This is a genomic window from Ascidiaceihabitans donghaensis (assembly GCF_900302465.1).
GTDB lineage: Bacteria > Pseudomonadota > Alphaproteobacteria > Rhodobacterales > Rhodobacteraceae > Ascidiaceihabitans > Ascidiaceihabitans donghaensis.
Window position 1 is genome coordinate 2,689,721 of sequence record NZ_OMOR01000001.1, and the last position, 26,690, is coordinate 2,716,410.

Annotated in this window: 24 protein-coding genes; 15 read left to right on the forward strand and 9 right to left on the reverse strand. The window is 55.7% G+C overall.

The window, feature by feature from the left end; genetic code table 11:
- Window positions 1–2: 2 nt before the first annotated feature.
- The 6 genes from ASD8599_RS13420 to ASD8599_RS13445 all read right to left on the reverse strand — a co-directional run bounded on the left by ASD8599_RS13420 (window position 3) and on the right by ASD8599_RS13445 (window position 6,118).
- Complete coding sequence (locus ASD8599_RS13420) at window positions 3–593, reverse strand: LysE family translocator (protein WP_108829004.1); 591 nt, start codon at window positions 591–593, stop codon at window positions 3–5.
- On the reverse strand, window positions 590–1,687 hold the full coding sequence (locus tag ASD8599_RS13425; RefSeq protein WP_108829005.1) for a mandelate racemase/muconate lactonizing enzyme family protein: 1,098 nt from the start codon (window positions 1,685–1,687) through the stop codon (window positions 590–592). Before ASD8599_RS13425 ends, ASD8599_RS13420 begins: the two co-directional genes overlap by 4 nt.
- A 108-nt stretch (window positions 1,688–1,795) precedes the next feature.
- The gene (locus ASD8599_RS13430; protein WP_108829006.1) at window positions 1,796–2,719 is read right to left on the reverse strand and encodes a 2-hydroxyacid dehydrogenase; all 924 of its coding nucleotides are present in this window, start codon (window positions 2,717–2,719) and stop codon (window positions 1,796–1,798) included.
- Complete coding sequence (locus ASD8599_RS13435; protein ID WP_108829007.1) at window positions 2,712–3,557, reverse strand: fumarylacetoacetate hydrolase family protein; 846 nt, start codon at window positions 3,555–3,557, stop codon at window positions 2,712–2,714. Before ASD8599_RS13435 ends, ASD8599_RS13430 begins: the two co-directional genes overlap by 8 nt.
- Before the next feature lie 9 nt (window positions 3,558–3,566).
- Window positions 3,567–5,363 (reverse strand): IlvD/Edd family dehydratase, encoded by a 1,797-nt coding sequence (locus tag ASD8599_RS13440; protein WP_108829008.1) that lies wholly within the window; start codon window positions 5,361–5,363, stop codon window positions 3,567–3,569.
- Complete coding sequence (locus ASD8599_RS13445; protein WP_108829009.1) at window positions 5,360–6,118, reverse strand: SDR family oxidoreductase; 759 nt, start codon at window positions 6,116–6,118, stop codon at window positions 5,360–5,362. Before ASD8599_RS13445 ends, ASD8599_RS13440 begins: the two co-directional genes overlap by 4 nt.
- Window positions 6,119–6,297: 179 nt before the next feature.
- Between ASD8599_RS13445 and ASD8599_RS13450 the strand changes: the two genes are divergently transcribed.
- From ASD8599_RS13450 to ASD8599_RS13460, 3 genes are all read left to right on the forward strand, one after another.
- On the forward strand, window positions 6,298–7,185 hold the full coding sequence (locus ASD8599_RS13450; protein WP_108829010.1) for an NAD(P)-dependent oxidoreductase: 888 nt from the start codon (window positions 6,298–6,300) through the stop codon (window positions 7,183–7,185).
- Window positions 7,182–8,129 carry a D-erythronate dehydrogenase gene (gene denD, locus ASD8599_RS13455; protein ID WP_108829011.1) on the forward strand — a complete coding sequence of 316 codons (948 nt, stop codon included), beginning with the start codon at window positions 7,182–7,184 and terminating at the stop codon, window positions 8,127–8,129. Before ASD8599_RS13450 ends, denD begins: the two co-directional genes overlap by 4 nt.
- Before the next feature lie 198 nt (window positions 8,130–8,327).
- Window positions 8,328–9,824, forward strand: a complete 1,497-nt coding sequence (locus tag ASD8599_RS13460; RefSeq protein ID WP_108829012.1) for a calcium-binding protein — start codon at window positions 8,328–8,330, stop codon at window positions 9,822–9,824.
- Between the two features lie 15 nt (window positions 9,825–9,839).
- Here ASD8599_RS13460 and ASD8599_RS13465 read toward each other — a convergent pair whose 3' ends face one another.
- The gene (locus ASD8599_RS13465) at window positions 9,840–10,502 is read right to left on the reverse strand and encodes a GntR family transcriptional regulator (protein ID WP_108829013.1); all 663 of its coding nucleotides are present in this window, start codon (window positions 10,500–10,502) and stop codon (window positions 9,840–9,842) included.
- A 185-nt stretch (window positions 10,503–10,687) separates the two neighbouring features.
- On the opposite strand from ASD8599_RS13465, the gene ASD8599_RS13470 reads away from it, so the two are divergent.
- The 10 genes from ASD8599_RS13470 to ASD8599_RS13515 all read left to right on the forward strand — a co-directional run bounded on the left by ASD8599_RS13470 (window position 10,688) and on the right by ASD8599_RS13515 (window position 21,806).
- The gene (locus ASD8599_RS13470) at window positions 10,688–11,710 is read left to right on the forward strand and encodes a TRAP transporter substrate-binding protein (RefSeq protein ID WP_108830183.1); all 1,023 of its coding nucleotides are present in this window, start codon (window positions 10,688–10,690) and stop codon (window positions 11,708–11,710) included.
- An 81-nt stretch (window positions 11,711–11,791) separates the two neighbouring features.
- Window positions 11,792–12,961 (forward strand): mandelate racemase/muconate lactonizing enzyme family protein, encoded by a 1,170-nt coding sequence (locus tag ASD8599_RS13475; protein WP_108829014.1) that lies wholly within the window; start codon window positions 11,792–11,794, stop codon window positions 12,959–12,961.
- 39 nt (window positions 12,962–13,000) lie between these two features.
- Window positions 13,001–13,873, forward strand: a complete 873-nt coding sequence (locus tag ASD8599_RS13480; RefSeq protein WP_181364487.1) for a TRAP transporter small permease subunit — start codon at window positions 13,001–13,003, stop codon at window positions 13,871–13,873.
- Window positions 13,873–15,678 (forward strand): TRAP transporter large permease, encoded by a 1,806-nt coding sequence (locus ASD8599_RS13485; RefSeq protein ID WP_108829015.1) that lies wholly within the window; start codon window positions 13,873–13,875, stop codon window positions 15,676–15,678. Before ASD8599_RS13480 ends, ASD8599_RS13485 begins: the two co-directional genes overlap by 1 nt.
- Before the next feature lie 11 nt (window positions 15,679–15,689).
- Window positions 15,690–16,637, forward strand: a complete 948-nt coding sequence (locus ASD8599_RS13490) for a phytanoyl-CoA dioxygenase family protein (protein ID WP_108829016.1) — start codon at window positions 15,690–15,692, stop codon at window positions 16,635–16,637.
- A 15-nt stretch (window positions 16,638–16,652) separates the two neighbouring features.
- The gene (locus ASD8599_RS13495) at window positions 16,653–18,152 is read left to right on the forward strand and encodes a UxaA family hydrolase (protein WP_108829017.1); all 1,500 of its coding nucleotides are present in this window, start codon (window positions 16,653–16,655) and stop codon (window positions 18,150–18,152) included.
- On the forward strand, window positions 18,149–19,135 hold the full coding sequence (locus ASD8599_RS13500; protein WP_108829018.1) for a Gfo/Idh/MocA family protein: 987 nt from the start codon (window positions 18,149–18,151) through the stop codon (window positions 19,133–19,135). The genes ASD8599_RS13495 and ASD8599_RS13500 overlap by 4 nt, the downstream gene beginning before the upstream one ends.
- A gap of 26 nt (window positions 19,136–19,161) precedes the next feature.
- Window positions 19,162–20,049, forward strand: coding sequence for an NAD(P)-dependent oxidoreductase (locus tag ASD8599_RS13505; protein WP_108829019.1), 888 nt, complete (start codon window positions 19,162–19,164; stop codon window positions 20,047–20,049).
- A 3-nt stretch (window positions 20,050–20,052) separates the two neighbouring features.
- The gene (locus ASD8599_RS13510; protein ID WP_108829020.1) at window positions 20,053–20,934 is read left to right on the forward strand and encodes a DMT family transporter; all 882 of its coding nucleotides are present in this window, start codon (window positions 20,053–20,055) and stop codon (window positions 20,932–20,934) included.
- Window positions 20,931–21,806: a sugar kinase gene (locus ASD8599_RS13515; protein WP_108829021.1), complete on the forward strand. Its 876-nt coding sequence runs from the start codon at window positions 20,931–20,933 to the stop codon at window positions 21,804–21,806. The genes ASD8599_RS13510 and ASD8599_RS13515 overlap by 4 nt, the downstream gene beginning before the upstream one ends.
- On the opposite strand, the gene ASD8599_RS13520 is transcribed toward ASD8599_RS13515, so the two are convergent.
- Together ASD8599_RS13520 and uxaC are read right to left on the reverse strand one after the other, a co-directional pair.
- Window positions 21,790–22,986 carry a mannitol dehydrogenase family protein gene (locus tag ASD8599_RS13520; RefSeq protein WP_108829022.1) on the reverse strand — a complete coding sequence of 399 codons (1,197 nt, stop codon included), beginning with the start codon at window positions 22,984–22,986 and terminating at the stop codon, window positions 21,790–21,792. The two genes, ASD8599_RS13515 and ASD8599_RS13520, sit on opposite strands and share 17 nt — an antisense overlap.
- Entirely contained in the window at window positions 22,987–24,339 is a 1,353-nt protein-coding gene (gene uxaC, locus ASD8599_RS13525; RefSeq protein ID WP_108830185.1) for a glucuronate isomerase, read from the reverse strand.
- A 151-nt stretch (window positions 24,340–24,490) separates the two neighbouring features.
- Between uxaC and uxuA the strand changes: the two genes are divergently transcribed.
- Both uxuA and ASD8599_RS13535 read left to right on the forward strand, forming a co-directional pair.
- The gene (uxuA, locus tag ASD8599_RS13530) at window positions 24,491–25,678 is read left to right on the forward strand and encodes a mannonate dehydratase (protein ID WP_108829023.1); all 1,188 of its coding nucleotides are present in this window, start codon (window positions 24,491–24,493) and stop codon (window positions 25,676–25,678) included.
- A gap of 148 nt (window positions 25,679–25,826) precedes the next feature.
- A complete protein-coding gene (locus ASD8599_RS13535) occupies window positions 25,827–26,690 on the forward strand; it encodes an MBL fold metallo-hydrolase (protein ID WP_108830186.1) in 864 nt (287 codons plus the stop codon).

The window sequence follows — 26,690 nt, forward strand, 5'->3', positions numbered from 1 at the left end:
GCTTATGCCGCCGACCAAAGCGCCAAACCCACAACCAACAGCATAGACAAAGCCATAGCGACATTGATGCGGCGCTGGATAACATGCGGCAGGTTCAAAGCATGCAAAGTCACCCCGGCCCACAGCCACCCGACATGCAAAGGCACCCAGATCAGATTGTAGATCACGATTTTGACCACAACCTCAAAGGCCAAAGCCTGCGGAAAAATGACAAAGCCCGAAAACAATGTGGCCGTCACGACGTAGGCTTTGGGGTTAATCGGTTGTAAGGCCAATCCATTCCAGAACCCCAAAGGTTTGCTGGGATCGATAAAGCCTATGCGACTGCCTGCGGTTGCAACACGGTAAGCCAAATAGACCAGATACCCTACCGACGCCAATAAAAGGCCCGTACGCAACCATGGGATTGCAAGACCAGCTGCAGCAATGCCAGAAATCACCAGCACCATCACGATGTGCCCGCCCACAAACAGCCCCGCAATAAAGGCCAGCCCCGGACGATACCCGTAAGCCGCCCCAATGCCTGCTGTTGTCAACACGCCCGGACCGGGGGTCACAATCAAGAAGAACACGGCCAAGGCAAATTCGATCATTCAGGCGTAACCTTGAAGGGGGCGAGTGTGTCCCAAAGGAATTCCACCCCTGTTCCGGGGGTGTCCGGTGCAACAGCCTGCGCGTTCCGGATCACCAGCGGGCGCGTGGTATAGCGGTCGATGGGGAAGCTGTGCACTTCAAGCCACCCTCCATGGGCCTGCGACGACACAAGGCTGACATGCAGTTCCTGCATTCCATGTGAACACACGGGCACATTTGTGTTTTGGGTCAATGCCGCGACCTGTAACCACCCCGTGATCCCACCACAATTCGAGGCGTCAGGTTGGATGAACCCCAATTCGGACTGCGCCATCGCCATTTCAAATTCATGGATGGTATGCAGGTTTTCCCCCATGGCGACAGCCATTCCGGTGGCCTGCGTGATTGCGGCGTAACCTGCGTAATTGTCTGGAATAATAGGTTCCTCGAACCAAAGAATGTCCTGATCTTTTACGGCATGTGCAAGGCTGATCGCCTGATCGACCGTCATCGAATAATTCGCGTCGATCATGAATTTTGCTTCCGCACCGATTTGTTTGCGCACAGCTTTGATGCGCGTGACATCTTCGTGTTCGGTTGGTTGGCCGATTTTGATCTTTACCGCATTCAGGCCTGCGTCGAGATAGCTTTGCACATGCAACAAAAGTTTTGGCAACGGATAAGCCAGATCAATCCCGCCCCCGTAGGCTTTGCAGGTGTTGCCATATCCACCCGCCATTTGCCAAAGCGGCTTTTCTTCAGACTTTCCGCGCAGATCCCACAACGAAATGTCGATCGCCGAAATCGCAAAGCTCACGATCCCACCGCGCCCGACATAGTGCATGTGCCATTGCATTGCCTCATAGATCGCTTCGACACGGCCTGCGTCCTGCCCGATCAGCCACGGCGCAATATCATGTTGGATCATTGCCTGCACAGCATGACCGCCACGCCCACCTGTGTAGGTGTACCCGGTTCCCTGGGCGCCATCCTCCAATGTGATTGTCACTGTCACCAGTTGGAAGTGGCTGTGATCCCCGTGTTTGGCGTCCACCAAAACCTCATCCAGTGGAACATTGAACAAACACGCTTCAACAGATTTGATTTTAAACATCCTAGATCCTTCGCTGTGCCTTTTTAGCGGTTCGGGTAACGGGGGCTCTGCCCCCCGACGGCTGTGCCGCCTCCCCCCGGGATATTTTTGGCGAAAAGAAAGTGGGGGTCACATATCGGCGCATTCCGGTACCGGCGTCAGCGTTTTGCCATCTTCAAGATGCCGCAACAAATTGTCCACTGTCAGGTTTCCCATTGCAGCGCGTGTTTCGACCGTGCCACTGCCCACGTGCGGCAAAAGCACCGTGCGAGGGTGATCGCGCAAAGCCTGCGGCACTTTGGGTTCTTGCTCAAATACATCCAGACCGGCCCAGCCAAGCTTGCCGGTTTGCAGCGCTTTAATCAGCGCATTCTCATCCACGACTGACCCCCGAGACACATTGATCAGCGTCCCATTTGCCCCCAGCGCCTCCATAACGTCTGCGTTGACGATCTTGTTCGTCGATGGTCCGCCCGGGGTGATACAGATCAGCACATCAGCGTCTCGGGCCATGGCCGTGAGGTCGTCGTAGTAGGTGTAATCTACGTCCTTTTTGGTGCGCGTATGGTAAATGATCTTGCTGTTCCAGGGCGCAAGCTTATCGGCAATTGCTTGCCCGATCCGGCCCAACCCAAGAATACCTACCGTTTGGTTGTCGGCAGACCGCGTCAATGGCGCGTTCCCTTCGGTTTCCCACGCACCGTCACGCACGTAAGAATCGTCGCGCAGGATTTCGCGGTAACACGCCAGCATCAACAGCACAGCCGTGGTCGCAACCTCGGCATTCAGCACATTGGGGGTGTGGGTAACAACCACGCCACGCGCTTTCGCCGCCTGCACGTCGATGGCATCATACCCCACGCCATAACAAGAGATCGCCTTCAAATTCGGCAAACTGTTCATGATCTCGGGTTTCACACCATCGTGCCCGTTTGTGATTATATGAGTGATCTTTGCGGGATCGTAATCCTCTAAAGAATGTACCGTAAATGCCACTTCAAGCCGCACTTTCATAGCCTCGGTCACGCCGCCAATTTGTAAAAGGTCAGCCATCTTGGTCGACCTTTTGTGTTTGCCGGCCCAAGCCTTCGATTTCGAGCGTCATGACGTCGCCTTTTTTGAGGTAAACAGGCGTTGGTTTGATCCCCATGCCAACGCCGGGCGGCGTGCCTGTGGTGATGATGTCGCCGGGGTGCAGCGTGAACAATTGGCTGAGATGTTCGATGATTTCCGCAACGCTGAAGATCATCGTGGCGGTGTTGCCGGTCTGCATACGCTTGCCGTTTACATCAAGCGACATGGCAAGATTTTGCGGGTCTGGCACCTCGTCGCGGGTCACAAGATAAGGGCCAGTGGGGCCGAATGTGTCGCACGATTTACCTTTGGTCCATTGTCCGGTCAGCTGGGTTTGGAAGTGCCGTTCAGAGACATCATTGACGATGCAATAGCCTGCCACGTGATCCAAGGCGTTGTCTTTGCTGACATACTTCGCTTCTTTTCCGATCACGACGCCCAATTCGACCTCCCAATCGGTGTGGGCTGAGCCGCGTGGCATCACCACATCATCGTTTGGCCCGACAATGGCGGAGTTGGCCTTGAAAAACAGGATCGGGTGTTCGGGGATGGCGGCACCGGTTTCGGCAGCATGGTCAGAGTAATTGAGACCAATGCACAGGAATTTACCGAAATTACCGACACACGCCCCGATGCGCGGGCTGCCTTCAACAGCGGGTAACGTTGCTGGGTCAATTTTGGCCAACTCGGCCAGCTTGGCATCGCCAAGCATATCGCCGTTGATGTCATCAACATGCGCCGACAGATCACGTAGCGTGTCGCCATCCATCAAACCGGGTTTTTCAGCGCCTTTTGCGCCATAGCGTACAAGTTTCATGTCAGCTCCTTAATGATTGTCACGCGGCATGTATTTGCGCGAAATGTCTTGGTATTTGGTGGCGCCTTTGAGGGTCATGCCCTCGTCAAAGCGGCCAACTTTTTCGCGGAAGAACTCTTGCCATGGGGATTGGCTTTCCGGCACACCGTATCCTCCGTTTTCAAGCAAAACCCTTGCGCGGTCTGCCAATTCGTCCAGCGGCACCAACATGTCGGCTGTGCATTTGCGCAAGTCGATGCGCACTGTGTCGCCCGTTTGCAAAAGCGCCAAACCACCACCGTCAGCAGCTTCGGGGGACGCGTTCAAAATTGAAGGCGATCCCGATGTACCGGATTGTCGCCCGTCCCCGATGCACGGCAGCGCGTTTATGCCCTTTTTCAACAGATATGACGGAGGGCGCATGTTCACGACTTCAGCGCCGCCCGGATAGCCCTTGGGTCCTGCGCCGCGCATAAACAGAACACAGCTTTCGTCGATATTTTCCGATGGATCGTCGATGCGGTGGTGGAAATCTTCTGGCCCGTCAAAGACCACCGCGCGCCCTTCAAAGGCATCGGGATCGTCGGGGTCGCTGAGGTAGCGGGCGCGGAACGCATCCGAAATCACGGACGTTTTCATGATCGCGGAATCGAACAAGTTGCCCGACAGGTTGATAAACCCCGCAGCCTGCATCAAAGGCGCTGCCGCCGTTTTGATCACATCATCGTTCTGGGTGCGGGAAGCGGTGCAGTTTTCGCCCATGGTTTTACCATTGGCCGTGATCGCATCCGGGTGCGGCAACAGATTTGCCGCAATCAATTCCCCGACAACAGCCGGCACACCGCCCGCATGTTGATAATCTTCACCAAGGTACTTTCCCGCTGGCTGAAGGTTAACAAGCAACGGGATTTCGTGGCCGATTTTCTGCCAGTCATTGTTGTCCAAAGCCACATCAAGATGGCGGGCAATGCCGTTCAGATGGATAGGCGCGTTGGTGGACCCGCCGATGGCAGAATTGATGACAATTGCGTTTTCAAACGCCTCGCGCGTCATAATGTCCGAGGGGCGCAGATCTTCCCACACCATGTCGACGATGCGCTTGCCTGTGTTATAGCTCATTTGACCACGTTCACGGTAAGGCGCTGGAATCGCCGCACTTCCCGGCATTTGCATCCCCAAGGCTTCGGCGAGGGAATTCATCGTGGTCGCCGTGCCCATTGTGTTGCAATAGCCCACGGACGGGGCCGAGGCGGCGGCGATGTTCATGAATTCGTCATCGTCAATCTCGCCTGCGGCCAGCGCTTCGCGCGCCTTCCAGATCACGGTTCCCGACCCTGCCCGTTCGCCTTTCCACCAGCCGTTCAGCATCGGCCCGACCGACAGGGCAATCGCAGGAATGTTAACGGTTGCGGCGGCCATCAGCAGCGCGGGCGTGGTCTTGTCGCAGCCGATGTTCAGCACGACACCGTCCAGCGGATACCCAAACAGCGTTTCGACCAAAGACAGATAGGCAAGGTTGCGATCCAGCATCGCGGTGGGACGTTTGCCGGTTTCCTGAATAGGGTGAACCGGCACTTCAATGCACGTACCCCCTGCCGCGATGATGCCGTCGCGCACACGTTTGGTCAGTTCCAGATGGTGGCGGTTGCAAGGCGACAAATCTGACCCTGTTTGCGCGATCCCGATGATCGGCTTGCCCGATTGCAACTCTTCGCGGGTCAATCCGTAATTCAGATACCGCTCCAGATAGAGCGCCGTCATTTCAGGGTCTTCCGGATTGTTGAACCATTTGCGCGAGCGCAGATTTTCAGGTTTCATTTTGGTCATTGGCCGCTCCAGCCTCCGTCGATGATATGAGTATGACCTGTGGTAAAGGCACTTTCGTCGCTGGCCAGATACACCACAAGATGTGCGATTTCTTCGGCGCTTGCCACGCGCCCCATGGGTTGGCGGGCCACAAACTGCGCCAGGGCCGCATCATAACTGCCAAGCTCCTCACCCAACGCCGTCACACGGTCATGCCAGCTTGGCGATTCAACGGTACCGGGGCAGATGCAATTACAGCGAATGCCCTGCTTGATGTAGTCAACCGCGATGGATTTGGTGAGCCCCACAACGGCCGCTTTGGTTGTGCCGTACACAAAGCGATTGGGCGCCCCGATAATGCTGCCCAAAGCCGATGACATATTGATGATAGACCCGCTTCCACGGTCCAGCATCCCCGGCAATGCCGCCTTCACCGTACGCACCATCGAGCGCACATTTAGATCGAACGCAAAATCAATTTCATCCTCGGACGCATCCAGAATTGTGCCGTGATGCACGAAGCCTGCGCAGTTGAACAAGATGTCCGGCCGGGCCGCCTGCACACCTGCCAAAACACTGTCACCGTCCAGGGCATTTAATTCGAAAATTTCAATATTTTCGTGATTCGCATCCCGAATCGTGGAAAGCGCATCCATGTTTACATCCGTGGCAAAGACGTGAGCACCTTGTGCCGCCATAGCCAGCGCAGACGCCCGTCCGATCCCTTGCCCGGCGGCCGTCACCAAAGCACGCTTTCCCTTAAGCCTTTGATTCATATCAGTATCCCTGTTCCGACCTTCGGCAATCGGTCCAAAAACCGGACCCTGCCCCTTCGGAAATATTCGTGAACGAGGAAAGGAATTTCACCGTAAGGGCTGGTCCCCTTCCCGCATTTTGTTAGCGTATGACACAGTTATGGCTTTGACCATGGCATAGATTTGGGAAGGAAGGCGTCATGGCGCAGAAACGAAACATTGCCTTGATCGGAACCGGCCTGATGGGAGTGCCCATGTCGCTGAACCTAATGGCGGCGGGCCATGATTTGACCGTTTGGAACCGAACGCAATCGCGTGCGGCCCCTGTCGTGGACAAAGGTGCCCGCTGGGCCGAAAGCGCAGCCCTCGCCTTAGCCAAAGCCGACGTTCTTATCACAATGCTATCTGACGGTTTCGCAGTACTGGCATTGCTGGAAGATGCTGAGTTTTTAGCGCAGCTGACACCGGGAAAAATCTGGTTGGACATGTCCAGCACCAAGCCAGAACATGCCCGCACGCTGTCCTCCCGGTTGTCCTCGATGGGGGTGGCGTTCATGGATGCGCCGGTGTCAGGCGGCACCAAAGGGGCGCAGGCCGCGACTTTGGCGATCATGGCGGGTGGTTCTGCGGACACTTTTGATGTGCTGCGCCCAGTCTTTGACGCCATGGGTCGCGCCGTTCATGTCGGACCGGTTGGAAGCGGGCAACTGGCAAAACTGGCCAACCAAACCATCGTCGCCGTGACAATCAGCGCTGTTGCCGAAGCCATGCTGTTGATCGAACAAGGTGGCGCAGATCCAGCCGCCGTACGCGACGCGCTGAAAGGCGGCTTCGCAGACAGCGTCATCTTGCAACAACACGGTGCACGCATGTCGGCAGGCGATTTCGCCCCGGGCGGTCTTTCCAAGTTCCAACGCAAGGATTTGGATAATACACTGGCCGAAGCCGCCGCACTTGGTCTGGAACTGCCATCGACCCAAGCCGTCCGTGATCGCTTTGATCATTTTATTGAACATATGGGGGGCGCTGATCTGGATCATTCGGGGCTTTATCTTGAACTTAAAGCACGCAATGGAATGCCATCATGACGACTGTATTGATCTTGGGCGGCGGCGGAATGATTGGCCAAAAACTGGCCCGCAGCCTTACGACATCTGATGTGACTTTGTTCGACATCGCCTTTCCACCTGATGGCGCACCGGAACAACAGATCACCGGCAACATTGCTGATCCTGCAAAGGTCCAAGCTTTGGCCGCGCGGCGACCGGATGTGATTTACCATCTCGCCGCCATCGTCTCGGGCCAAGCCGAAACCGATTTCGAGATGGGTTGGGATATCAACATGATGGCTATGTGGCATCTGTTGAACGCATTGAAGGCAGAACATGACGCAAGCAACGGGACATATGTCCCCAAAATTGTGTTCACCTCTTCCATCGCAGTTTTCGGGGCCCCCTTTCCCGAAAAGATCGACGATGATTTCCTGACGGCTCCACAAACAAGTTATGGTGCCCAAAAGGCAGGATGCGAGCTGATGTTGTCGGACTTCAGCCGCAAAGGTTTTGTCGATGGGATTGCCCTGCGCTTGCCTACGATCTGCGTCCGTCCCGGTGCCCCCAATGCGGCTGCGTCCGGATTCTTCTCGGGTATCATTCGCGAACCGTTAAACGGCGTGCAGGCCCCTTTGCCTGTTCCGGACACCGTGCGTCATTGGCATGCCTCGCCACGCGCGGCAGTCGGGTTCCTGCGCAAAGCGGCCCAGTTGGACACAGAGGTGTTGCAAGGACGCAGAGCATTGAATTTGCCCGGCATTTCAGTGACGGTTGCACAACAAATAGAAGCACTGCGGCGTGTGGCAGGACAGGATGCCGTAAAATTAATTCAACCGGCACCGGATGACGCAATCATGGGCATCGTACGTGGATGGCCGCAGGATTTCGCACCACAAAGGGCGCAGGCCTTGGGGTTTGAGGCCGAAGACAGTTTCGATGAGATTATAAAGGTCTACCTCGAGGACGATTTTCAAAAATAGACCGTAACCGTGCAAATCACTGGCCACCTCTGCGCCCCGGAACAATTTATGAACATCTGGTCCGAATTTGACGAAAAATTAAACATGCCCGTGCAACAAAGCCTGTGAAATGCTGCTATTGAAGCGTTCCGGACAACACCGGAACATTTAGTGAACATCTAAAATGGATGCGCAGCACAAGCAGAAAGGCTGTGGCGCATGTTGGCAATACTCGGCGACAACTCAAAGAATTTCATTACATCCAAAGCAACGGGGCAATCGCAAATCCATATCCGCGCCAAGGCAGGCGATGACGATGTAACACTCAGCTTTGACAACAACTTGTATGTGCCTGCCAAGCAGAATGAAGTGAACGCACACCATGTTTACGGAAGCTTCGGGCGCGACACATTTCGATTTGAAAACACAAGCAACGTCACCCAAAGCAACGCACGCGTTGTAGGGCGCATCGACGACTTTGACCCGTCCCAAGACCGGATTGTGGTAGACGGACGAACGGTTGATCTGGCGAACCTGCCAAACAATGTGCGAATTGTAGCACATCAGGACCAACAATGGATCCTGATCAATGGCAACATCCTGTATGCCCTTGAAGGTGCGCGCCGCACAGGTCCGGATGCCGACAGCGAAGAACGCCATTTTATCGATTGGCCATCCGCATGGCTGAATGGCGTACCGTCTTCCGCAGATGTGCCTTGGGTGGACCCAACGAATTTTGTTCCCGCCTCTGCGTATGTGCCTGGTGCACGCCTGATTTACGGGACGCAACAGAACCCGAAAGGTTCGAACGGCGCAGATCATATCTTTGCGGAAAAGAACCCCGGACAGACAGATCAACTCATTAAAGGCAATGGCGGGGATGACGTGATTGATGCAGCGCAAGGTCATGACACCATCTATGGCGGTGACGGCCATGACCGTATTGCAGGTGGCACGGATCGCGATCTGGTCTTTGCCGGATCGGGGAACGACATTGTTTGGGGCGGCACCGAAAATGACATCCTGAAAGGGCAAAACGGCAATGACTATCTTTATGGCGGCAGTGGGCGGGATGACTTGTCCGGAGGATCGGGCAATGACTTCACTTACGGGCAGGCCGGCAACGATGTGTTGTTCGGACGCGCCGGCAATGACCGCATGGCAGGCGGCGATGGCAACGACAGGCTTGTGGGCGGACATGGCAACGACGTGATGCGCGGCGACAAAGGCAACGACAAGGTCTTTGGGCAAACGGGTGATGACACGGTGATCGGGGGCAATGGTGGGGACCTGTTGGATGGCGGCGCGGGACATGATCTGATCAACGGTGGTTCCGGCAATGACATCCTGTTTGGCGGTGATGGCAACGACCTTATGAACGGCAACAAGAACAACGACAGCCTAAGAGGAAATAAAGGTGCCGACACACTGATTGGTGGTGCAGGTGATGATGTTCTGCGTGGTGGGTTTGCGGCAGATACCTTCGTGTTTTCAACAGGTCACGGGCGGGACATCATTCGTGACTTTAAAGTAGATCAACGCGGCGAGGTCATCGACCTGTCGGCGGTGGGCAGCGTCAATCACTTTGCGGATCTGATGAACAACCATATATCTCAAGGCGCAACCGGTGTTGTGATCGATACCGGCAGTGGCAATAGCATTCTGCTGCAAGGGGTCGGTTTGAACGAATTGGACCGTGATGATTTTATCTTCTGACGCGTGGTCTGCGGGTCAGTGTTTTGCGTCCTCACCCAATGTTTCGCCAGTCAGATGGCGCGCCAGATGATCGTGAATTTTCTGTCGTGTCAGGGCCTCGTCCCCTGACAAGGCGGCGGCCAAAATTTCCTGATGATGTTCGATGTTTTTCGAAATGAACCCGAACGACCGGTCCGCCACCATCAACTGCTGTCGAAACCGGCCATAGACGTTGGCATGCAGGTCTTTCAATGTGACCGACCCACAAGCAGAAATCAGGGTTTCGTGAAATTCGCGTTCTGCGTCAAACCAGATACCTTCAAAAGCACCTGTGTCATCGGCGGCATGGATGCGCCGTTCAATGTGGCTCAACTGGTGATGTGCTGCGGTTAGACGGGCTTCCCATGCGACGCCACCGTTACGAATTGACAAAACCGTGCCTTCGCCTTCCAGCAACACACGCATGTGCGTCAATTCCGCAAGAACACCTTTCGACCGTTCAGGCACTCGAAATCCGCGCTGGTCCTGAAAGGTCACCAAGCCTTGAATGGACAGCCGGAACAATGCTTCGCGGATCGTAGAGGCAGAGCATCCGTATTCGGCACGCAGATGTTCCGCCTTAAGTTTCGCACCGTGCACAAAGCCGTTGGCGATCAGACGGTGGCGTAAAGCGTCATAAATATCAATATCTTGCGTCATATCCCCACCTTCCGTCCATCTTTACAGTAGCATCAGAATTTCAACAATATATAAAAATCTCGAAATTTTTGGTAAATTTAGTTTTTTCTTGGCAGACAGAGATTCAGTCTCTACCGTTCTGTTAGCGTGACTCGGAATGGGCATCAAAAGCCCGACTTATGACGCTCTACGTCTGGGAGGACAAAATGAAACTATTCAAAACTGCGGCCACCTTGGCCGTCGCTGCGGCCTTGACCGCAACAACGGCGTTGACCGCCACTGCGCAGACGACAAGCCTGCGCATCCAAACGCATTTTTCGCCTGAAACACTATCTGGCAAAATGGCCAAAAAATTCGTGGACGATGTGCAAACAATGTCCAACGGCGAAATCCAGATCGAGATGTTCTATTCCTCGTCTGTTGTAAAATCCGTCGAAACCTTTGATGCCGCTGCAACTGGCATTCTGGATTGCGACATGACCGGTGGTGCATACCAGACCGGTAAAAACCCCGCCTTTCAATTCGCAGGCGACCTGATGGGCGGCTACCAGAACCCCTATCAGCAAATGGCATGGCTGTTGCACGGTGATGGCCGCGCGGCATTGAACGGTTTGTACAACGGCTATGACATGGAATTCATCGGCTGGTGGATCCCCGGCCCTGAATCGCTGGCGTCCACAAAACCCATTCGCAGCGTCGGTGACTTCAAGGACTGGAAATTCCGCTCCCCCCCCGGCTTGGCCACCAAAGTGTTCGCCAACCTGGGCGCTTCGCCAATTGTGATGGACTTCAACGAAATCTTCACGGCTCTTGAAACAGGTATTATTGACGGCGCAGACGCGGCGAACCTGACCAACAACGTGGGCTTGGGTCTGTACGACATCGCCGAACACACAAACTTCCCCGGCTTCCACTCTATGCCTGCTGACCACTTGGCATGCCGCAAGGACGTTTGGGATGCGATGCCTGCGCACCACAAAAAAATCATGGAAGTCGGCATGGACAGCTTGGCCTTGCACAACGCAACCAAGAACGAAGTCCAAAATGCACAGACCGCAAAGGACCTGCGCGCCAAAGGTGTGAACCTGTACGAATGGACGCCCGAGGACCTGCAAGTCTATCGTGATGCGGTTCAGAAAGGCTGGACAGAATTTGCCACCACGCCTGAAGCCAAAGCATTGTTGGAAAGCCACATCGCCTTCCTTAAAGACATGGGCGCCATGAAGTAAGCCTTTCTTGGCAAACAAGAAAACTGGCGGCAGGGCTTTGCAAAAGGTCCTGCCGTTTTCCCTAAAAGAGCTGCCATTTCGATGAAAATCACCCGCGTCACATCCCACGTCTTGCGCTACGACATGCCCGAACGTCTGGGGTATTCGCAGCAGTATTACGCCCAGCGCACGGCCCATTTGATAGAGGTCGAGACCGACGACGGCGTGACCGGTTGGGGTGAATGCTTTGGTCCCGGCACCATCGCTTTGGCCAACAAGGCCATCGTTGAGCGTGTCATTGCCCCTATGATTGTGGGGATGGATCCGATGGACCGCGATGTCATTTGGCACAAAGTTTACAACCTGATGCGCGACCACGGCCAAAAAGGTATGCCGTTGCAGTCTTTGTCAGGCGTGGACATTGCCCTTTGGGACATCGCGGGCAAAGTCGTAAATCTGCCTTTGCACAAATTGATCGGCGGGGCGCACCGCACGTCTGTCCCGTGCTACGGCTACGGCATGATGTTGCGCGAAGAATCCGTGGCCGCCCTTGCTGACCGTTTCACCGACGAAGCCGCCGCCATCAAGGATGCAGGCTTTGCCGCCACAAAAATGAAAGTGGGTTTTGGCCCCAAACCCGACGTGCGCCTGTGCGAGGCTGTACGCAAAGGCATTGGCGACGATTTCAGGTTCATGGTAGATGCCAACCACGCCTACACGACCTCCGATGCATTTTATGTGGGCCGTGCGCTCGAAGAGCTAGACGCCTATTGGTTTGAAGAACCCATCGCCCCCGAGGATCTGGATGGATACCGCGAATTACGCGCGGGCTTAAGCGTCAACATTTCAGGCGGTGAAGCCGAATTCAACCGCTGGGGCTGGCGTGCCATTTTGGAAAACCGCGGTCTCGACATTGCCCAACCCGAAGTCTGCGCCTTGGGCGGCGTGTCTGAATATTTGCGGGTCTTGGCTCTGTGTCATGCCCATTTCACGCCAGTCATCAACCACGTCTGGGGCAGCGCCATCGCCGTGGCCACCAATTTGCAATTGCTGGCTGCGATGCCCCCCCTGCCCGGAGGCTTGCATCCGTGGGAACCGATGTTGGAATTCGACACAACCGACAACAAATTCCGCGACCAATTACTTACCCAACCTTTGGACATTCAGGGCCAGGTGAAAGCCAATGCAGGGCGCGTGGCGATCCCGGGTGGCCCGGGCATCGGCGTCCAACCGGATCGTGAATTTATCAAACACTACACATGGGATGCGTAATCCGGTGATACGCAATACACCCGTGGAAGGGGGACCAACATGACACAGTCAAGGGCACAGGCCAACAAACGCGCCATGAAGTCAGGGTCGCTCTGGGAATGGTTAATCCCTTTTGCCTTCTTTTTCTGCATATCTTTCATTGTCTGGCAGTTGCCTGCCTTCTTTCTGGATTGGATCCCACCACAAAATGAATCGCTATACGGCCAGATCGATGCGCTGTTCGCCTTGTACGATATTGTCGATGCAGGCAGCTTGTTTGGCGGGCATATCGACATTGTCGATATGACGGCTTTGATCCTCATCCCTGTGTTTGGCGTCTTGGGTGTCATGACTGTCCGCCGCGCTTCGATCGAAAATGAAACGGTCCGTGCGATCGACAAGATCGCAATCTTTCTGGGCCGCGTCACCATGATGATGATCCTGACGCTGACAATCGTCATGCTGTACGAGGTGTTTGTGCGCTACGTCGTTGAACGCCCGACGCTTTGGGCCAATGAAACCACCCTTTGGATTGCCAGCTTTGTGTTTTTGCTGGCCGGTCTTTACGCCATGCAGCAACGCAGCCACATCCGCATTGTCTTGTTGTATGATGCGGTGCCACGCAATGTGCAGCGTGTGTTCGACACCATTTCCACAATCCTTATCCTTGTCTTTGCAGCGGCAACCGTCTTTGGCAGCTACAAATACGTCTTCTTTAACAAGCTGTACAAATGGGAGCTGTATGGATCGGCCTTCAACCCGCCGATCCCTGCCACCTTGCAGCCCATGGTTTTGATCGTCATCACGTTGGTCGCCATCCAAGCCGTCATCAATCTGATTTCTGACTGGAATCTGGACCCCGAAGTCCTGCGCACCCCCGAGGTCGATCTGGACGAAATCGAAGCCATCAAAAAATCATTGGGTGAAAAATAATGGATATCGGTACGATTTCACTGATCTTGATGGTCGCATTGATAGCCCTTTTGGCGATTGGTATGCCCTTGGGTTTTGCGTCGGCTGTGCTGGCTGTTCTGGTGCTGGTTCTGCGCTTTGAACCAGACCTGATCCTGGCCCCATGGACCTTCGGGGACGGCATGCTGACCGCCAAGCCCGGTTCGGGCGCGTTGAATTTGCTTCAGAATAAAATTTACGGGCTGCTGACCGACTATGTTCTGATTTCCATTCCGCTTTTCATCTTTATGGCCGCTTTGCTGGAACGCTCAGGCGTTGCCAAAACCATGTATGACAGCTTGTCGATGTGGCTGAACAGAACACGCGGCGGCATCGCCATTGTCACTTCGATCATGGCGGTAATTATGGCCGCAATGTCAGGCATCATTGGCGGCGAAGTCGTGTTGCTGGGCTTGATCGCGTTGCCGCAAATGCTGCGTCTTGGCTACAACCAGAACCTCGCCATCGGGGTCATTTGCGCATCTGGATCGCTGGGCACGATGATCCCGCCGTCCATTGTGTTGATCATCTACGGGCTTATCACCGAAACGTCGATCAAGGCGTTGTTCACGGCGTCTTTCCTGCCGGGCTTTATGCTGGCGTCGTTTATCATTCTCTACATTGTCATCCGCACACAACTGCGCCCCGAAGACGCGCCCTTGCCAGATCCCGAACCGGACGATCCGGTCGGCCGCGAAAAGGCGGGCTTGTTTCTCGCACTTTTGAACCTTTTGGTCGTGGCGGGCACAGCCCTGCTGTGCCTGCGGGCCGGATATATCGAATTTTCCGGACAGAACGCCGCCAACGACGGAGATGCCTACTCCTTGGCCTCGCTTTGGCATTTCTACATGTTGGGAACCCTGTCGCTGATCAGCTTGGCAGCCGTATTCTTTGTGTTCGGCAAAGACAGATCCGCGCGGTCCTGGGCACTTGGCAAGGGTTTGGTGCCACCGATTATTGTGATCGGCGTGGTTTTGGGGTCAATCTATGGCGGCATCACAGGCATCACAGAAGCCGCGGGCATGGGCGCTTTGGCGGTCTTTATGATCGCTGTGCTTTTGCATTACACCACCCAAGAATGGATTGATCTGGTGCGCAGTCGCGCTTCGCGCATTGCCATGACCGTAGGCTTTGTCATTGCCTTGTGTATCTTCATTCCGATGGTCTTCTTTCCAACGACAGAACTTGTTGGCGAAATCCGCTTCGCCATTTTGTTTGTCGCGATTTTCGGTGCTATTTTGCGGATTGAAGAGATGCGTGATCTTCTGTGGGACGCTTTGGTACGGACGCTGAAATCCACAGGCACAATCATCTGGGTCACAATTGGTGCGGCCGCTTTGGCCGGAGCTTACACTGTTGCTGGCGGCCCAAATTACATCGCGAACCTGATCATCGGGGCCGACTTGCCGACTATGGGCATTATCCTGACGATGATGCTGATTTTGCTGTTTATGGGGGCCTTTATGGACTGGGTCGGCATCGTGCTGCTGATTATTCCGGTGTTCTTGCCCATTGTTTTGCGCTTGCCCATCGAGGAAATCGGCGTCTTCGGCCAGCTTGAACCACAACATGTGGCGATCTGGTTCGGGGTCGTGTTCTGCATGAACATGCAAGTCAGCTTCTTGTCGCCGCCGTTTGGGCCCGCCGCGTTCTACCTTAAATCCGTGGCCCCGCCCCACATCAGCCTCACCGATATTTTCAAAGGCTTTTTACCTTTCATAGCCATCCAATTGTGCGCATTGACAGTATTGCTGCTGTACCCGCCAATCATCGCGATTTTGCTGTAGGAGCAGCCGATATGCTAACACCCGCGCAACTTCAGCAGTTTGAGACCCAAGGGTATGTGGTTGTCGAAGACCTTTTGCCTGCGGATGTGCTTGAGGCGGTGAAAGTCGAATATGCGGCCCTTCTGGATGACCTGTACGCGCAGTGGCACAAGCAGGGCCTGGTGCCCGCATCTGAAAACCTTGATTTTTGGGGCAAACTGCTCGCGGCTTATCACGCGCGCTGCGATTATTTTCAGCCGATGGACATATCTTTGCCCGGTGACCAAATCGCAGCAGACACACCGTTTCACTTTGGACCGGCCATCTTCGATATGCTGACTGCAGGTCCACTTTTGGACGCGATGGAGCAGCTGATCGGCCCCGAAATCACATCCAACCCCATTCAGCATGTGCGTATCAAACCCCCGGCAACAGCGTTACAAAATGGCGAAATTCGCCCCCATATCACGGCAACGGAATGGCATCAGGACCGCGCGGTGGCACTGGAAGACGCAGATGCGACGCAGATGGTGACTGTTTGGCTTGCGATCACCGATGCCACGGTCGAAAACGGCTGTTTGCAAGTGCAGCCGCAGGTTCCTGATCAAACGATACTGCCACATTGCCCGCGCACACAGACGGGCATCGCCGACGGTTTCATAGATGCAGCCGGCGCCATGCCTTTGCCCGTCAAAGCAGGTGGGGCCGTCTTGTTTCATCCCCTGACGCCGCATGGATCTTTGCCCAATACCACAGACGGGTTTCGCTGGTCCTTTGACATCCGGTTTCATAAAACGGGTCAACCGTCAGGGCGTCAGCATTTCCCGGAATTTGTGGCGCGGTCGCGCAGCAATCCTGCATTGGAACTGCGCGACTGGCAGACTTACAAATCCTTGTGGGAAGACGCCCGCGCCCGCCTTGCGACGCAACCACACACTCCGATCCACCGCTGGCAATCAGACGCGCCATATTGTGCGTGAACTTTAGGAATTCCTATGGACTTTGTACGCCTTGATCCCGCTGACAATGTGGTCACAGCCACCCGCGCCCTTGAAGTTGGCGTGACGGTAGAGACCATTGAAACACGCGCCCTGATCCCGTCCGGCCACAAGATCGCGACGGCACCCATTGCCGCAGGTGAAGCCGTGCGCAAGTACAACCAGCTGATCGGCTACGCCAGCGCAGATATTGTGGCAGGCGATCATGTCCACACCCAAAACGTCGACTTTAGGAACACGCAAGCCGCCTATGAATTCGGCACGGACTTGCGCCATGTTGTGCCCGCCGAAGGTGATACCTTTATGGGGTACAGACGTGAAAACGGGCGCGTGGGCACACGCAACTATATCGCCATTGTAACGTCGGTGAATTGCTCTGCCACGGCTGCACGTATGATCGCAGATCATTTCACGCCGGACATGATGGCCGATTATCCCAACGTCGATGGGGTCGTTGCATTTGTGCATGGCACAGGATGTGGCATGGGCGGCGATGGCGAAGGTTTCGAGGCATTGCAGCGTGTAATGTGGGGCTATGCCAAACATCCGAACCATGCGGGCGTGGTGATGGTCGGGCTGGGATGCGAAATGAACCAGATCGATTGGCTTCTTGACGCATACGGCCTGAAACAAGGCCCCTTGTTCCAGACTATGAACATCCAGAATGTCGCGGGCCTGCGTCAAACGGTGGAATTGGGCATCAAAAAGGTCGCGGCAATGTTGCCTTTGGCCAATGAATACACCCGCACCCCCTGCCTTGCGTCCCATCTGATGGTGGCATTGCAATGCGGCGGGTCCGATGCGTGGTCCGGCATCACCGCCAACCCCGCGTTGGGCCACGCGTGCGACTTGCTGGCGGCGCAGGGCGGCACAGGTGTGTTGGCCGAAACACCCGAGATTTACGGTGCCGAACACCTGTTAACGCGCCGCGCCAATGACCGTGCCACAGGTGACAGGCTGGTCAGCCTGATCCGATGGTGGGAAGACTACACCAGCCGCAACAAAGGTTCGATGGACAACAATCCCTCGCCGGGCAACAAAGCTGGCGGTTTGACCACGATCCTCGAGAAATCATTGGGGGCCGCAGCCAAAGGCGGCACCACACCATTGATGGGTGTGTTCAAATATGCCGAACCTGTCACCGCACACGGGTTTACGTTTATGGACAGCCCGGGCTACGACCCCGCGTCGGTGACGGGGCAAATTGCAGGGGGCTGCACATTGGTGTGCTTCACGACAGGGCGCGGATCGGCATTTGGATCGAAACCGGCCCCTACCATCAAAATCGCAACCAATTCCGAGATGGCCACGCGCATGGTCGAAGACATGGACGTTGATGCAGGCACCATTCTGACCCAAGGCATCAGCATCGAAGAAAAAGGCCGCGAGATTTACGAGATGTTTCTGGCCGTGGCCTCAGGCGCACAGAGTAAATCCGAAGCGCAAGGATTGGGTGACTACGAATTCGTACCCTGGCAAATCGGAGCCACGATGTGAAACGGATTTTGGTCGTTGGCGGCGGATTGATCGGCAGTCGGCACGTGGATGCGGTGCTGGCGCATGAAGGCTGCGAACTGGTTGGACTGGTGGATCCGGACATGTCTATTGCGCCGCATGTGCCGCGTTTCGCTTCCATGAAACACGCGCCTGACGATGTCGATGGGGTCATCATTGCAACGCCAACCGGCTTGCATGGTGCGCACGGGTTAGAAGCCGCAATGCGTGGCTGGCATATGTTGATCGAAAAGCCAGTGGCGGAAACACTGGACGAGGCAGAAGCCCTGCAAGCTGCTGTATTTGCAGCCGATGTCGGTTCGTTGGTGGGGCACCACCGGCGCTATCACGCGCCTGTGCAACAGCTGAAGTTCCTGCTTGCTGAAGGCGCCATTGGCACAGTTGTTGCGGCCAATCTGATCTGGGCCATGCGCAAACCCGATGAGTATTTTCAAGGCAATTGGCGCACCGCGGGGGGCAGCCCCGTGATGATCAATCTGGTGCACGACATCGATATTTTGCGCTTTGTTGTTGGTGAAATCGCACAAGTCAGCGCACTTGCCGGCACCGCTTTGCGCGGTTCAGAGCGGATCGAAAGCGGCGCTGTCGCACTTTTGTTCGAAAACGGAGCAACTGGCACGATCAGCTTTGCGGACACCACTCCAAGCCCGTGGGGCTTTGAAGCCGGTACCGGCGAAAATCCGAACATCGGAACCACAGGCCAGGATATGATGTGGATCATGGGCACCACCGGTGCGATCAGCTTTCCGTCCATGACACTTTGGGGTGGCACAGACTGGGGCAGCCCTGCGCAAGTTCAGCCCTTGGTGCCAGACCATAATGTAATGCCACCTTTGGCGGCGCAATTGGATCACTTTGTGGCCGTGATGGATGGGGCAGCCCCCTTGATCGATGTGGCTTGTGCTACACGATCCCTGGACATCGCCCTGCAAATCGAAACCCAGTTGATCCAACAAAAACAGTAAATACCACTCGACAAAAGGAACATGTCATGACGCAACCCTCTATCGGATTTATTGGCCTTGGCCTTATGGGCGCAGCTATGGTCGGGCGTTTGCAAGACAAAGGCTACGCGGTCACCGTCACCGCCAACCGGTCACGCCCCAATATTGACGCGGCTGTTGCGCGCGGCGCCACGGAAGTGGCCACGGCGCGTGATGTGGCCGCCGCCAGCGATATTGTGATGTTGTGCATGGACACATCTGCCAGCGTCGAGGCCCGCATGCGCGGTGCTGACGGTGTCATCGCCGGGTTGAAACCCGGTGCAACCGTCGTCGATTTCGGAACGTCTTTGCCCGGATCCACCCGTGCTTTGGGCGCCGAAGTGACCGACGCTGGCGGCACCTATCTCGATGCCCCGTTGGGACGTACCCCCGCCCATGCCAAGGACGGATTGCTTAATATCATGTGCGCCGGCGACAAAGCGGCATTTGACGCGATTGAGCCCACTCTCAAAGACCTTGGCGAAAACGTGTTCCACCTTGGCGCTCTTGGTGCAGGCCACACCATCAAGCTGATCAACAACTTCTTTGGAATGACCGTGGCCAACGCCATGGCCGAAGCCTTTGCAATGGCCGATGTCGCCGGCATCGACCGCAAACAGATGCACGGCGTTATGGCCGCGGGCCCGCTGCATTCCGGCATGATGGACTTTGTTGCTGCCTACGGCGTTGACAAAGATCCCACCAAGCTTGAATTCGCCATTAAAAACGCAGCAAAAGATGTCGGATATTACGCACAAATGACCCAAGATGCAGGCGTAGACAGCATCATGTCAAAAGGCACGCTTTCTGCATTAGAGCAAGCCCGCGATGCGGGGCAAGGCGACGATATGGTCAGCCAGATCGTCGATTTTTACGCAAAACGCTTCAACGGCTGACCCATGGCCGTCGCCGCCCAAGCCATCGAAGACAAAGCCCGCCTTGGCATCATTATGATGCTGGGCGCGTGGTTTATGTTTTCACTGGTGGACACCGGCGCCAAATGGCTGGCCGTGGCGGGTTTGCCTGCATTCCAGCTCGCGTTTATGCGCTATGCGGGTCACTTTGTGATTTCATTGGGCATCATCGCCAAAGACGGCTTGAGCGCCGACCGCTTCGCCACCACCCATGTGGGTTTGGTATTGATGCGCGCGGCGCTGTTGATGTCTGCCACCTTGCTTAATTTCTATATTTTACGCTTTTTGCCGCTGACTGTTGTGTCGGCCATTATGTTTTCGTCCCCCATCATCGTGTGTTTTTTGTCGATCTATGTCTTGAAAGAACGTGTTGGGCCATGGCGGTGGGCTGCAATTATTCTGGGGTTTATCGGCGTTTTGGTTGTGGTTCGTCCATTTGATGAAAGCTTTCAGTTGGGCGCAGTGCTGGTTGTTTACAATGCAACTGCAATGGCACTTTATGCGCTGATCACACGCAAGTTGTCGGGCATTGTCGCTGTGGACACCATGCAGTTCTACACAGGGCTGATCGGCACGGTCTTTACCTTGCCTTTTGCCCTTTGGGCTTGGCAATCCCCGGAAACACTGTGGGGGTGGTGCGTTCTGTTCAGTCTGGGTGCATCTGCCTGGCTTGGCCACCAATGGCTGACAAACGCCCACCGCTACGCCACAGCCAATACACTGATGCCCTATACCTATTCATTCATGATTTACGTCTCTGTGCTTGGATATGCACTGTTCGGAGACATTCCCGACAGCTACACGCTGGCCGGGGCCGCGATCATCATTTGTGCGGGCCTGATTATTTGGAAACGGGAACAGACATGACCAAAATCGCCTGTATCGGGGAAGCCATGATTGAATTGGCCATGACCCAAGGCGCAGGCCGTGATAGTGCCGCGGTGGGTGTGGCCGGCGACACGTTAAACACTGCGATTTACATGCACCGGTCGGCTCCCGATATTCAGGTCGACTATATCACCCGCGTCGGAGACGATCCCTTTTCAGAAAAGATCCGCAGCTTCATCGCGGCCAACGGCGTCGGAACACAACGCATCGGACGCGTGCGCAACGCCTCACCGGGACTGTATGCCATCACAACAAATGAATACGGTGAACGTGCTTTTACCTATTGGCGCAATGCCTCACCTGCCCGCACACTTTTTGCAGGTGGCGACTTCAGCGCGTTGGACGGATACGACGCGCTTTATATTTCAGGCATCACCATGGCGATTTTGCCCCATGCTGTCCGTCTGCAGCTGATCCAGTGGCTGCATGACAGCAACACTGTTTTAATATACGATAGCAACTACCGCCCCAACCTGTGGGACAACAGAAGCAACGCACAAATGGTCACGCGCGCGATGTGGGCCCGTGCCGACGTCGCACTGCCCTCGATCGATGATGAAATGCTGTTGTTTGGCGAGGAAGCCCATCAAACCGAAGCCCGCTTTGCTGCGTTTCAGGGGCGCGGCGCGCTAAAGCGCGGGGCTGAAGGGCCTATGTCTTTGGGAGAGCCCGTAACACAGACCTATTCGCCCGCATCAGACGTCATAGACACCACCGCAGCTGGCGACAGTTTTAACGGGGCGTATGTGGCCGCGGTCCTTGCGGGGGCATCTCAAGCGGAAGCCTTGATGCGCGCCCATGACATGGCCGCATTGGTGGTGCAACATTCGGGGGCTATTGTTCCCTTATAAGATGGCGCAGATCCTCCGCACCGATCAATCCCAGCATTGCGCCCAGCGGATCATCGTTTTGCAATGCTGTCCGGATCGCGTGCACTTGCGGGTCGTCTACATCGCCCTGCACCCCTGAGCAGTAATCCACCCAAGCTTTGATCCCTGCCCCCGCCGCACCCGGTCTACCCCGCGCCCGCAAAGGGGCCACCAACCGGTGAGGCAATTTCTGGCTACCATCCATCGCAATCTGGGCCAAAGCATGGGCCAGATGTGGATTGTCAAAACGGGCCAGCAGCGCCTTTGCGTAACGGGTCGTTCCCGCTTGAGCGTCGGGGGGAAGCGTTTCTGCGGCTTGCGCCATCAATTGCTCTACCTGCCTTCGCAATTCAGTGTCCGCAATCGCCTCATGCACATAAACATACCCTGCCAAAAGCCCCGCATAAGCCAAATAAGAATGGGCACCGTTCAGCATCCGCAGCTTGCGCATCTCGTGGGGGGCCACGTCCGGCACAATCTGCACGTCGGGCCAATTGGGACGCGATGCGGCAAAACGGTCTTCGATAACCCATTCGCGAAACGGCTCGGTCGGCACAACCATGGGGTCCCCCATGTTGCGCAGCGCATCCGTGGTGGCAGGGGTTATGCGGTCCACCATGGCATTGGGAAATGACGTTTGGGCGAAATTCACCACCACGCCCGCGGCTTGCGCAAATTGCGCGACACACCGCGCCAGCACGTCACCATTGCCTTGCAGATTGTCGCAACTTAGCACTGTCACCGGGCTGTTGCGCCGCGCAAGGCCGCGCGTCAAATATCCGATGAATGTCTGCGGGCCAACGCCTTGCACGTCGGATGCGATTTGCGGGTTGGACACGTCCAGATGACCATGCGCGTCCAAACAATATCCTTTTTCAGTGACCGTGGCCGAAATAATCTGAATTTTTGGATCAGCCACAGCTTGCAGCACCGCCTTGGGGTTTTCGGCGGCGACCAGCACATCCCGAACCGCCGTAATCCGTTTTGTCCCCTGCCCTTGTACCGCCAGATCATAACAGTAGTTTTGCGCGGCCAGCCCGTCTCGGATGGCGGCGGACCTCAGGCTGACGCCAGTGATTGTCCATCCACCTGCGTCTTGTGTGTAATCAGCCAAATGGGCACGCGCGAAACTGCCCAATCCAAAATGCAAAATACGTCCCATTCAGCGCCCCAACCGGTAGGCGTCCTGCGCCAGCCCCACAGCCAATTCCTGTGCCAGATGCGTGGCATCGCTGACATCGAACGCCCCATCAGACACCTGTTGGGCCAAATGCAAAGCGACCGCGCGGCGCCATAAATCGTGGCGCGCAGGAATAGACAGGAACGCACGCGTATCGTCGTTAAACCCCGCCAGATTGTAATACCCGGCAGTCTCGACCACCTGATCAAAATACCGCGCGATACCGGCGGGACTGTCATGAAACCACCACGGCGGCCCAATCCGAAGACAGGGCCAATGCCCCGCCATAGGGGCCAATGTGCGGGCATAGGTTGCCTCGTCCAGCGTGAACAAAATCAAAGTAAAGTCCGCACGGTTGCCGACACGGTTCAACAATGCCTCAAGCCCACGCACCCAATCGGTTTGCACTGGAATGTCAGCACCTTTGTCCCGACCGAACCGGGCCATCACATGGGCGTTTGTGTTTCTCTTGCTGCCTGCATGTATTTGCATGACCAGCCCGTCATCCAAGGACATCTGTGCCATCTCGATCAGCATATGCCCGTAAAACCTGATGCGATCCTGCGCAGATGCGGCACCGCTTTGCACGCGTGGCCAAAGTGTATCCGGGTCTTCCAGCCACTCGGTCCAGATCACTTCAATGGCGTGATCCGTGGCCGTGGCCCCCATGTCGCGGAAAGCCGCGCGACGCTGGCGCAAAGCTGCGAGGTAGCCGCTAAAATCCGAGATATCGGTTTGGGTTAGCTTCGCCAAAGCACGAATGTTTTCAGCAAAGTCGGGGTCATCAGGATCAAGCACCCCGTCAGGGCGAAAGGTTGGGATCACACGCCCGGACCAAGCGCTGTCTTTGACCCTTTGGTGATGTTCCAAACTGTCCAAAGCACTGTCTGTCGTCGCCAAGGCCGCAATGTTGAACCGATCAAAAAGCGCCCGCGGTCTGTGATCGTCGCGTGCAAGCTTTTCGCCAATCTGGTCGTAGATCATATCGGCCGTATCCGCCCCAAGCGACGTCATAATCCCCAATGTCTCTTGCAACACATGACTGATCCACATGCGGGACGGAGTACCCAGGAATAAATGCCAATGCTTCGCAAAGATCCGAAAAACCTCGCGCGGGTCTGCGGCGTGCCCGATGCCAAGGTCCTCCAACGACACGCCTTGGGAATACAGCATCCGAAACACATAATGATCTGGAATGACCAGCAGTTCTGCTGCGTTCGAGAATGCACTGTTCTGTGCAAACCATTCAGGATCGCAATGCCCATGAGGCGACACAATCGGCAAGTGCCTTATGCCCTCGTACAGTGTTTGTGCGCCGCTGGTCAGTCGTTGCATCAGGTCCCCCAGTTTTGAACAGAGTGTGGCGAAGCTTTCGCCATTTGGGAAGGTTTTCCCTTGGCGCGGCAGCGGTTTCATCGCACATTTTGAATGTAGCCACGACGCCTTGGCACAGGTTAGGGTCAAGGATGCGGAAGGAACATAAACAATGAAGCAAACTTGGCGCTGGTTCGGGCCACAAGACCCGATCGCACTTGCCGATCTGCATCAGGTTGGGGTGCAGGGCATCGTCACAGCCTTGCATCAATTTCCCCCCGGGTGTGCATGGCCTGAAGACGCAATTGACACGCGATGTGCGCTGTTGAAGGATGCAGGGTTTCAGTGGGATGTGGTCGAAAGCTTGCCTGTCTCGGAGGCGATCAAAACCAAGGCGGCGGATCGCGCCGACCATATCGCGGCTTACAAAACCAGTCTTGAGCGGCTGGCGTCGCGCGGCATTCAGACCATTTGTTACAATTTCATGCCTGTTCTGGACTGGACGCGTACGGATTTGGCGGCTGTGCAACCTCATGGCGGCACCGCTATGGCCTTTGATTTGGTGGATTTTGCCGCCTTCGATCTTTGCATTCTCAAACGCCCGACCGCAACCAATGACTATGACGACGCCCTTTCAGACATGGCCCATGCACGATTTGCCGCAATGACAGACTGCGCCAAACAGAAGTTGCAGCACAATATCACTGCAGGCTTGCCCGGCGCGAACGACACTTGGAGCGTTCAGGATGTGGCACGTCATCTCAGCACATATGACGGAATTTCGCCCCAAGACCTGCGTCAGAATCTGATCGATTTTTTAAGTGATGTGGTGCCTGTTGCCGAACGTCTTGGCATGCGGCTGTGTTGCCATCCCGACGATCCGCCTTTTCCGCTGCTTGGGTTACCGCGCGTGATGTCATCGACAGACGACTACGCGGCAGTGCTGGATGCAGTCAACAGCCCGGCCAACGGCGCCACCTTGTGCACCGGATCCCTTGGTGTGGATGCTGGATTTGATCCGGCGGACTTTGTCAGACGGTTGGGTGCACGTATCCATTTTGTTCACTTGCGCAACACCAAACGTGAGGAATCTGCCGACAAAAACCGCCCCAGCTTTTACGAAGCGCCCCATCTGGAGGGCGACACGGACATGGTCGCAACCGTACACGCGCTTATGGCCGAACAAGACCGTCGCAAGTCACAAGGCCGCGCAGATTGGAACATCCCGATGCGTCCAGATCATGGGCAAGCATTGCTTGGCGACTTGCACATGGAAAGCACGCCAGGCTACCCCCTGATCGGCAGAATGCGCGGATTGGCCGAGCTTCGCGGCATCATGGCCGGATGGCGCAGCGCTTAGACCCATATTCCAAAATTGACCTAAGATTTGAAATCCGCTCCCCCAAAGTGACATCTTGACGGGACAATTTTCTGATCCCACTTTAAGGCAATCACATAAACTGGAGTTTTCCGTGCCCTCAGCCCCCCTTTGCGATGCGCCTGTCGACATGACGCAAAAGCCAGACGTCAAAGCCTTTTTCGATCCACAATCCAACACCATCGGATATGTCGTGAAAGATCCGGCAAGCACGGCCTGCGCGGTGATCGACGCTGTTATGCAGTTCGACTATGCAGCGGGGCGGCTAAGCTATGAGTGTGCAGATGAAATGATCGCATTTATCGAAAGCAACGGCCTGTCTCTTGAATGGATCATCGAAACCCATGTCCATGCGGACCACTTGTCGGGTGCGCCCTACATCCAGCAGCGCCTTGGGGGTAAGATCGGTATTGGCGCCGGCATTATGCAGGTTCAGGACACCTTTGGAAAAATCTTCAACGAAGGCACAGAATTTCAACGTGACGGGTCACAGTTTGACCAGCTGTTTCAAGACAATGATACCTATCAAGTCGGGGAAATGAACTGTTTTGCGATGCACACCCCCGGACACACCCCTGCGTGCATGGTGCATGTTATGGGCGATGCGGCGTTTGCGGGGGACACGTTGTTTATGCCCGATGGGGGATCAGCGCGCGCAGACTTTCCGGGGGGCGACGCTGGGCAACTTTACGACAGCATCACGCGCGTGCTCAGCCTGCCCGAAGACATGCGGCTTTTTGTATGCCACGACTATGGCCCCGGTGGCCGCGCCATTGCGTGGGAAACGACAATTGGGGCGCAACAAGAGGCAAACATTCACGTAGGCGCCAACGCCACCCGCGAAGATTTTGTGCAAATGCGCGAGACACGCGATGCGCAACTTGCGATGCCCAAGCTAATCATCCCTTCGCTTCAGGTGAATATGCGTGCAGGTGAAATCCCGCGTGACCCGTCTGGTGCGATGATGATGAAGCTGCCGGTCAACAAGCTTTAA

What these genes read in the sequence shown, in the direction of transcription:
- ASD8599_RS13445 (WP_108829009.1), bottom strand. Translation starts at nt 6,118, where the DNA reads ATGAATCAAAGGCTTAAGGGAAAGCGTGCTTTGGTGACGGCCGCCGGG.
- ASD8599_RS13460 (WP_108829012.1), top strand. Translation starts at nt 8,328, where the DNA reads ATGTTGGCAATACTCGGCGACAACTCAAAGAATTTCATTACATCCAAA.
- ASD8599_RS13440 (WP_108829008.1), bottom strand. Translation starts at nt 5,363, where the DNA reads ATGACCAAAATGAAACCTGAAAATCTGCGCTCGCGCAAATGGTTCAAC.
- uxuA (WP_108829023.1), top strand. Translation starts at nt 24,491, where the DNA reads ATGAAGCAAACTTGGCGCTGGTTCGGGCCACAAGACCCGATCGCACTT.
- ASD8599_RS13425 (WP_108829005.1), bottom strand. Translation starts at nt 1,687, where the DNA reads ATGTTTAAAATCAAATCTGTTGAAGCGTGTTTGTTCAATGTTCCACTG.
- ASD8599_RS13480 (WP_181364487.1), top strand. Translation starts at nt 13,001, where the DNA reads ATGACACAGTCAAGGGCACAGGCCAACAAACGCGCCATGAAGTCAGGG.
- ASD8599_RS13505 (WP_108829019.1), top strand. Translation starts at nt 19,162, where the DNA reads ATGACGCAACCCTCTATCGGATTTATTGGCCTTGGCCTTATGGGCGCA.
- ASD8599_RS13520 (WP_108829022.1), bottom strand. Translation starts at nt 22,986, where the DNA reads ATGGGACGTATTTTGCATTTTGGATTGGGCAGTTTCGCGCGTGCCCAT.
- ASD8599_RS13490 (WP_108829016.1), top strand. Translation starts at nt 15,690, where the DNA reads ATGCTAACACCCGCGCAACTTCAGCAGTTTGAGACCCAAGGGTATGTG.
- ASD8599_RS13485 (WP_108829015.1), top strand. Translation starts at nt 13,873, where the DNA reads ATGGATATCGGTACGATTTCACTGATCTTGATGGTCGCATTGATAGCC.
- ASD8599_RS13510 (WP_108829020.1), top strand. Translation starts at nt 20,053, where the DNA reads ATGGCCGTCGCCGCCCAAGCCATCGAAGACAAAGCCCGCCTTGGCATC.
- ASD8599_RS13495 (WP_108829017.1), top strand. Translation starts at nt 16,653, where the DNA reads ATGGACTTTGTACGCCTTGATCCCGCTGACAATGTGGTCACAGCCACC.
- ASD8599_RS13420 (WP_108829004.1), bottom strand. Translation starts at nt 593, where the DNA reads ATGATCGAATTTGCCTTGGCCGTGTTCTTCTTGATTGTGACCCCCGGT.
- ASD8599_RS13535 (WP_108830186.1), top strand. Translation starts at nt 25,827, where the DNA reads ATGACGCAAAAGCCAGACGTCAAAGCCTTTTTCGATCCACAATCCAAC.
- denD (WP_108829011.1), top strand. Translation starts at nt 7,182, where the DNA reads ATGACGACTGTATTGATCTTGGGCGGCGGCGGAATGATTGGCCAAAAA.
- uxaC (WP_108830185.1), bottom strand. Translation starts at nt 24,339, where the DNA reads ATGCAACGACTGACCAGCGGCGCACAAACACTGTACGAGGGCATAAGG.
- ASD8599_RS13515 (WP_108829021.1), top strand. Translation starts at nt 20,931, where the DNA reads ATGACCAAAATCGCCTGTATCGGGGAAGCCATGATTGAATTGGCCATG.
- ASD8599_RS13450 (WP_108829010.1), top strand. Translation starts at nt 6,298, where the DNA reads ATGGCGCAGAAACGAAACATTGCCTTGATCGGAACCGGCCTGATGGGA.
- ASD8599_RS13470 (WP_108830183.1), top strand. Translation starts at nt 10,688, where the DNA reads ATGAAACTATTCAAAACTGCGGCCACCTTGGCCGTCGCTGCGGCCTTG.
- ASD8599_RS13435 (WP_108829007.1), bottom strand. Translation starts at nt 3,557, where the DNA reads ATGAAACTTGTACGCTATGGCGCAAAAGGCGCTGAAAAACCCGGTTTG.
- ASD8599_RS13475 (WP_108829014.1), top strand. Translation starts at nt 11,792, where the DNA reads ATGAAAATCACCCGCGTCACATCCCACGTCTTGCGCTACGACATGCCC.
- ASD8599_RS13430 (WP_108829006.1), bottom strand. Translation starts at nt 2,719, where the DNA reads ATGGCTGACCTTTTACAAATTGGCGGCGTGACCGAGGCTATGAAAGTG.
- ASD8599_RS13465 (WP_108829013.1), bottom strand. Translation starts at nt 10,502, where the DNA reads ATGACGCAAGATATTGATATTTATGACGCTTTACGCCACCGTCTGATC.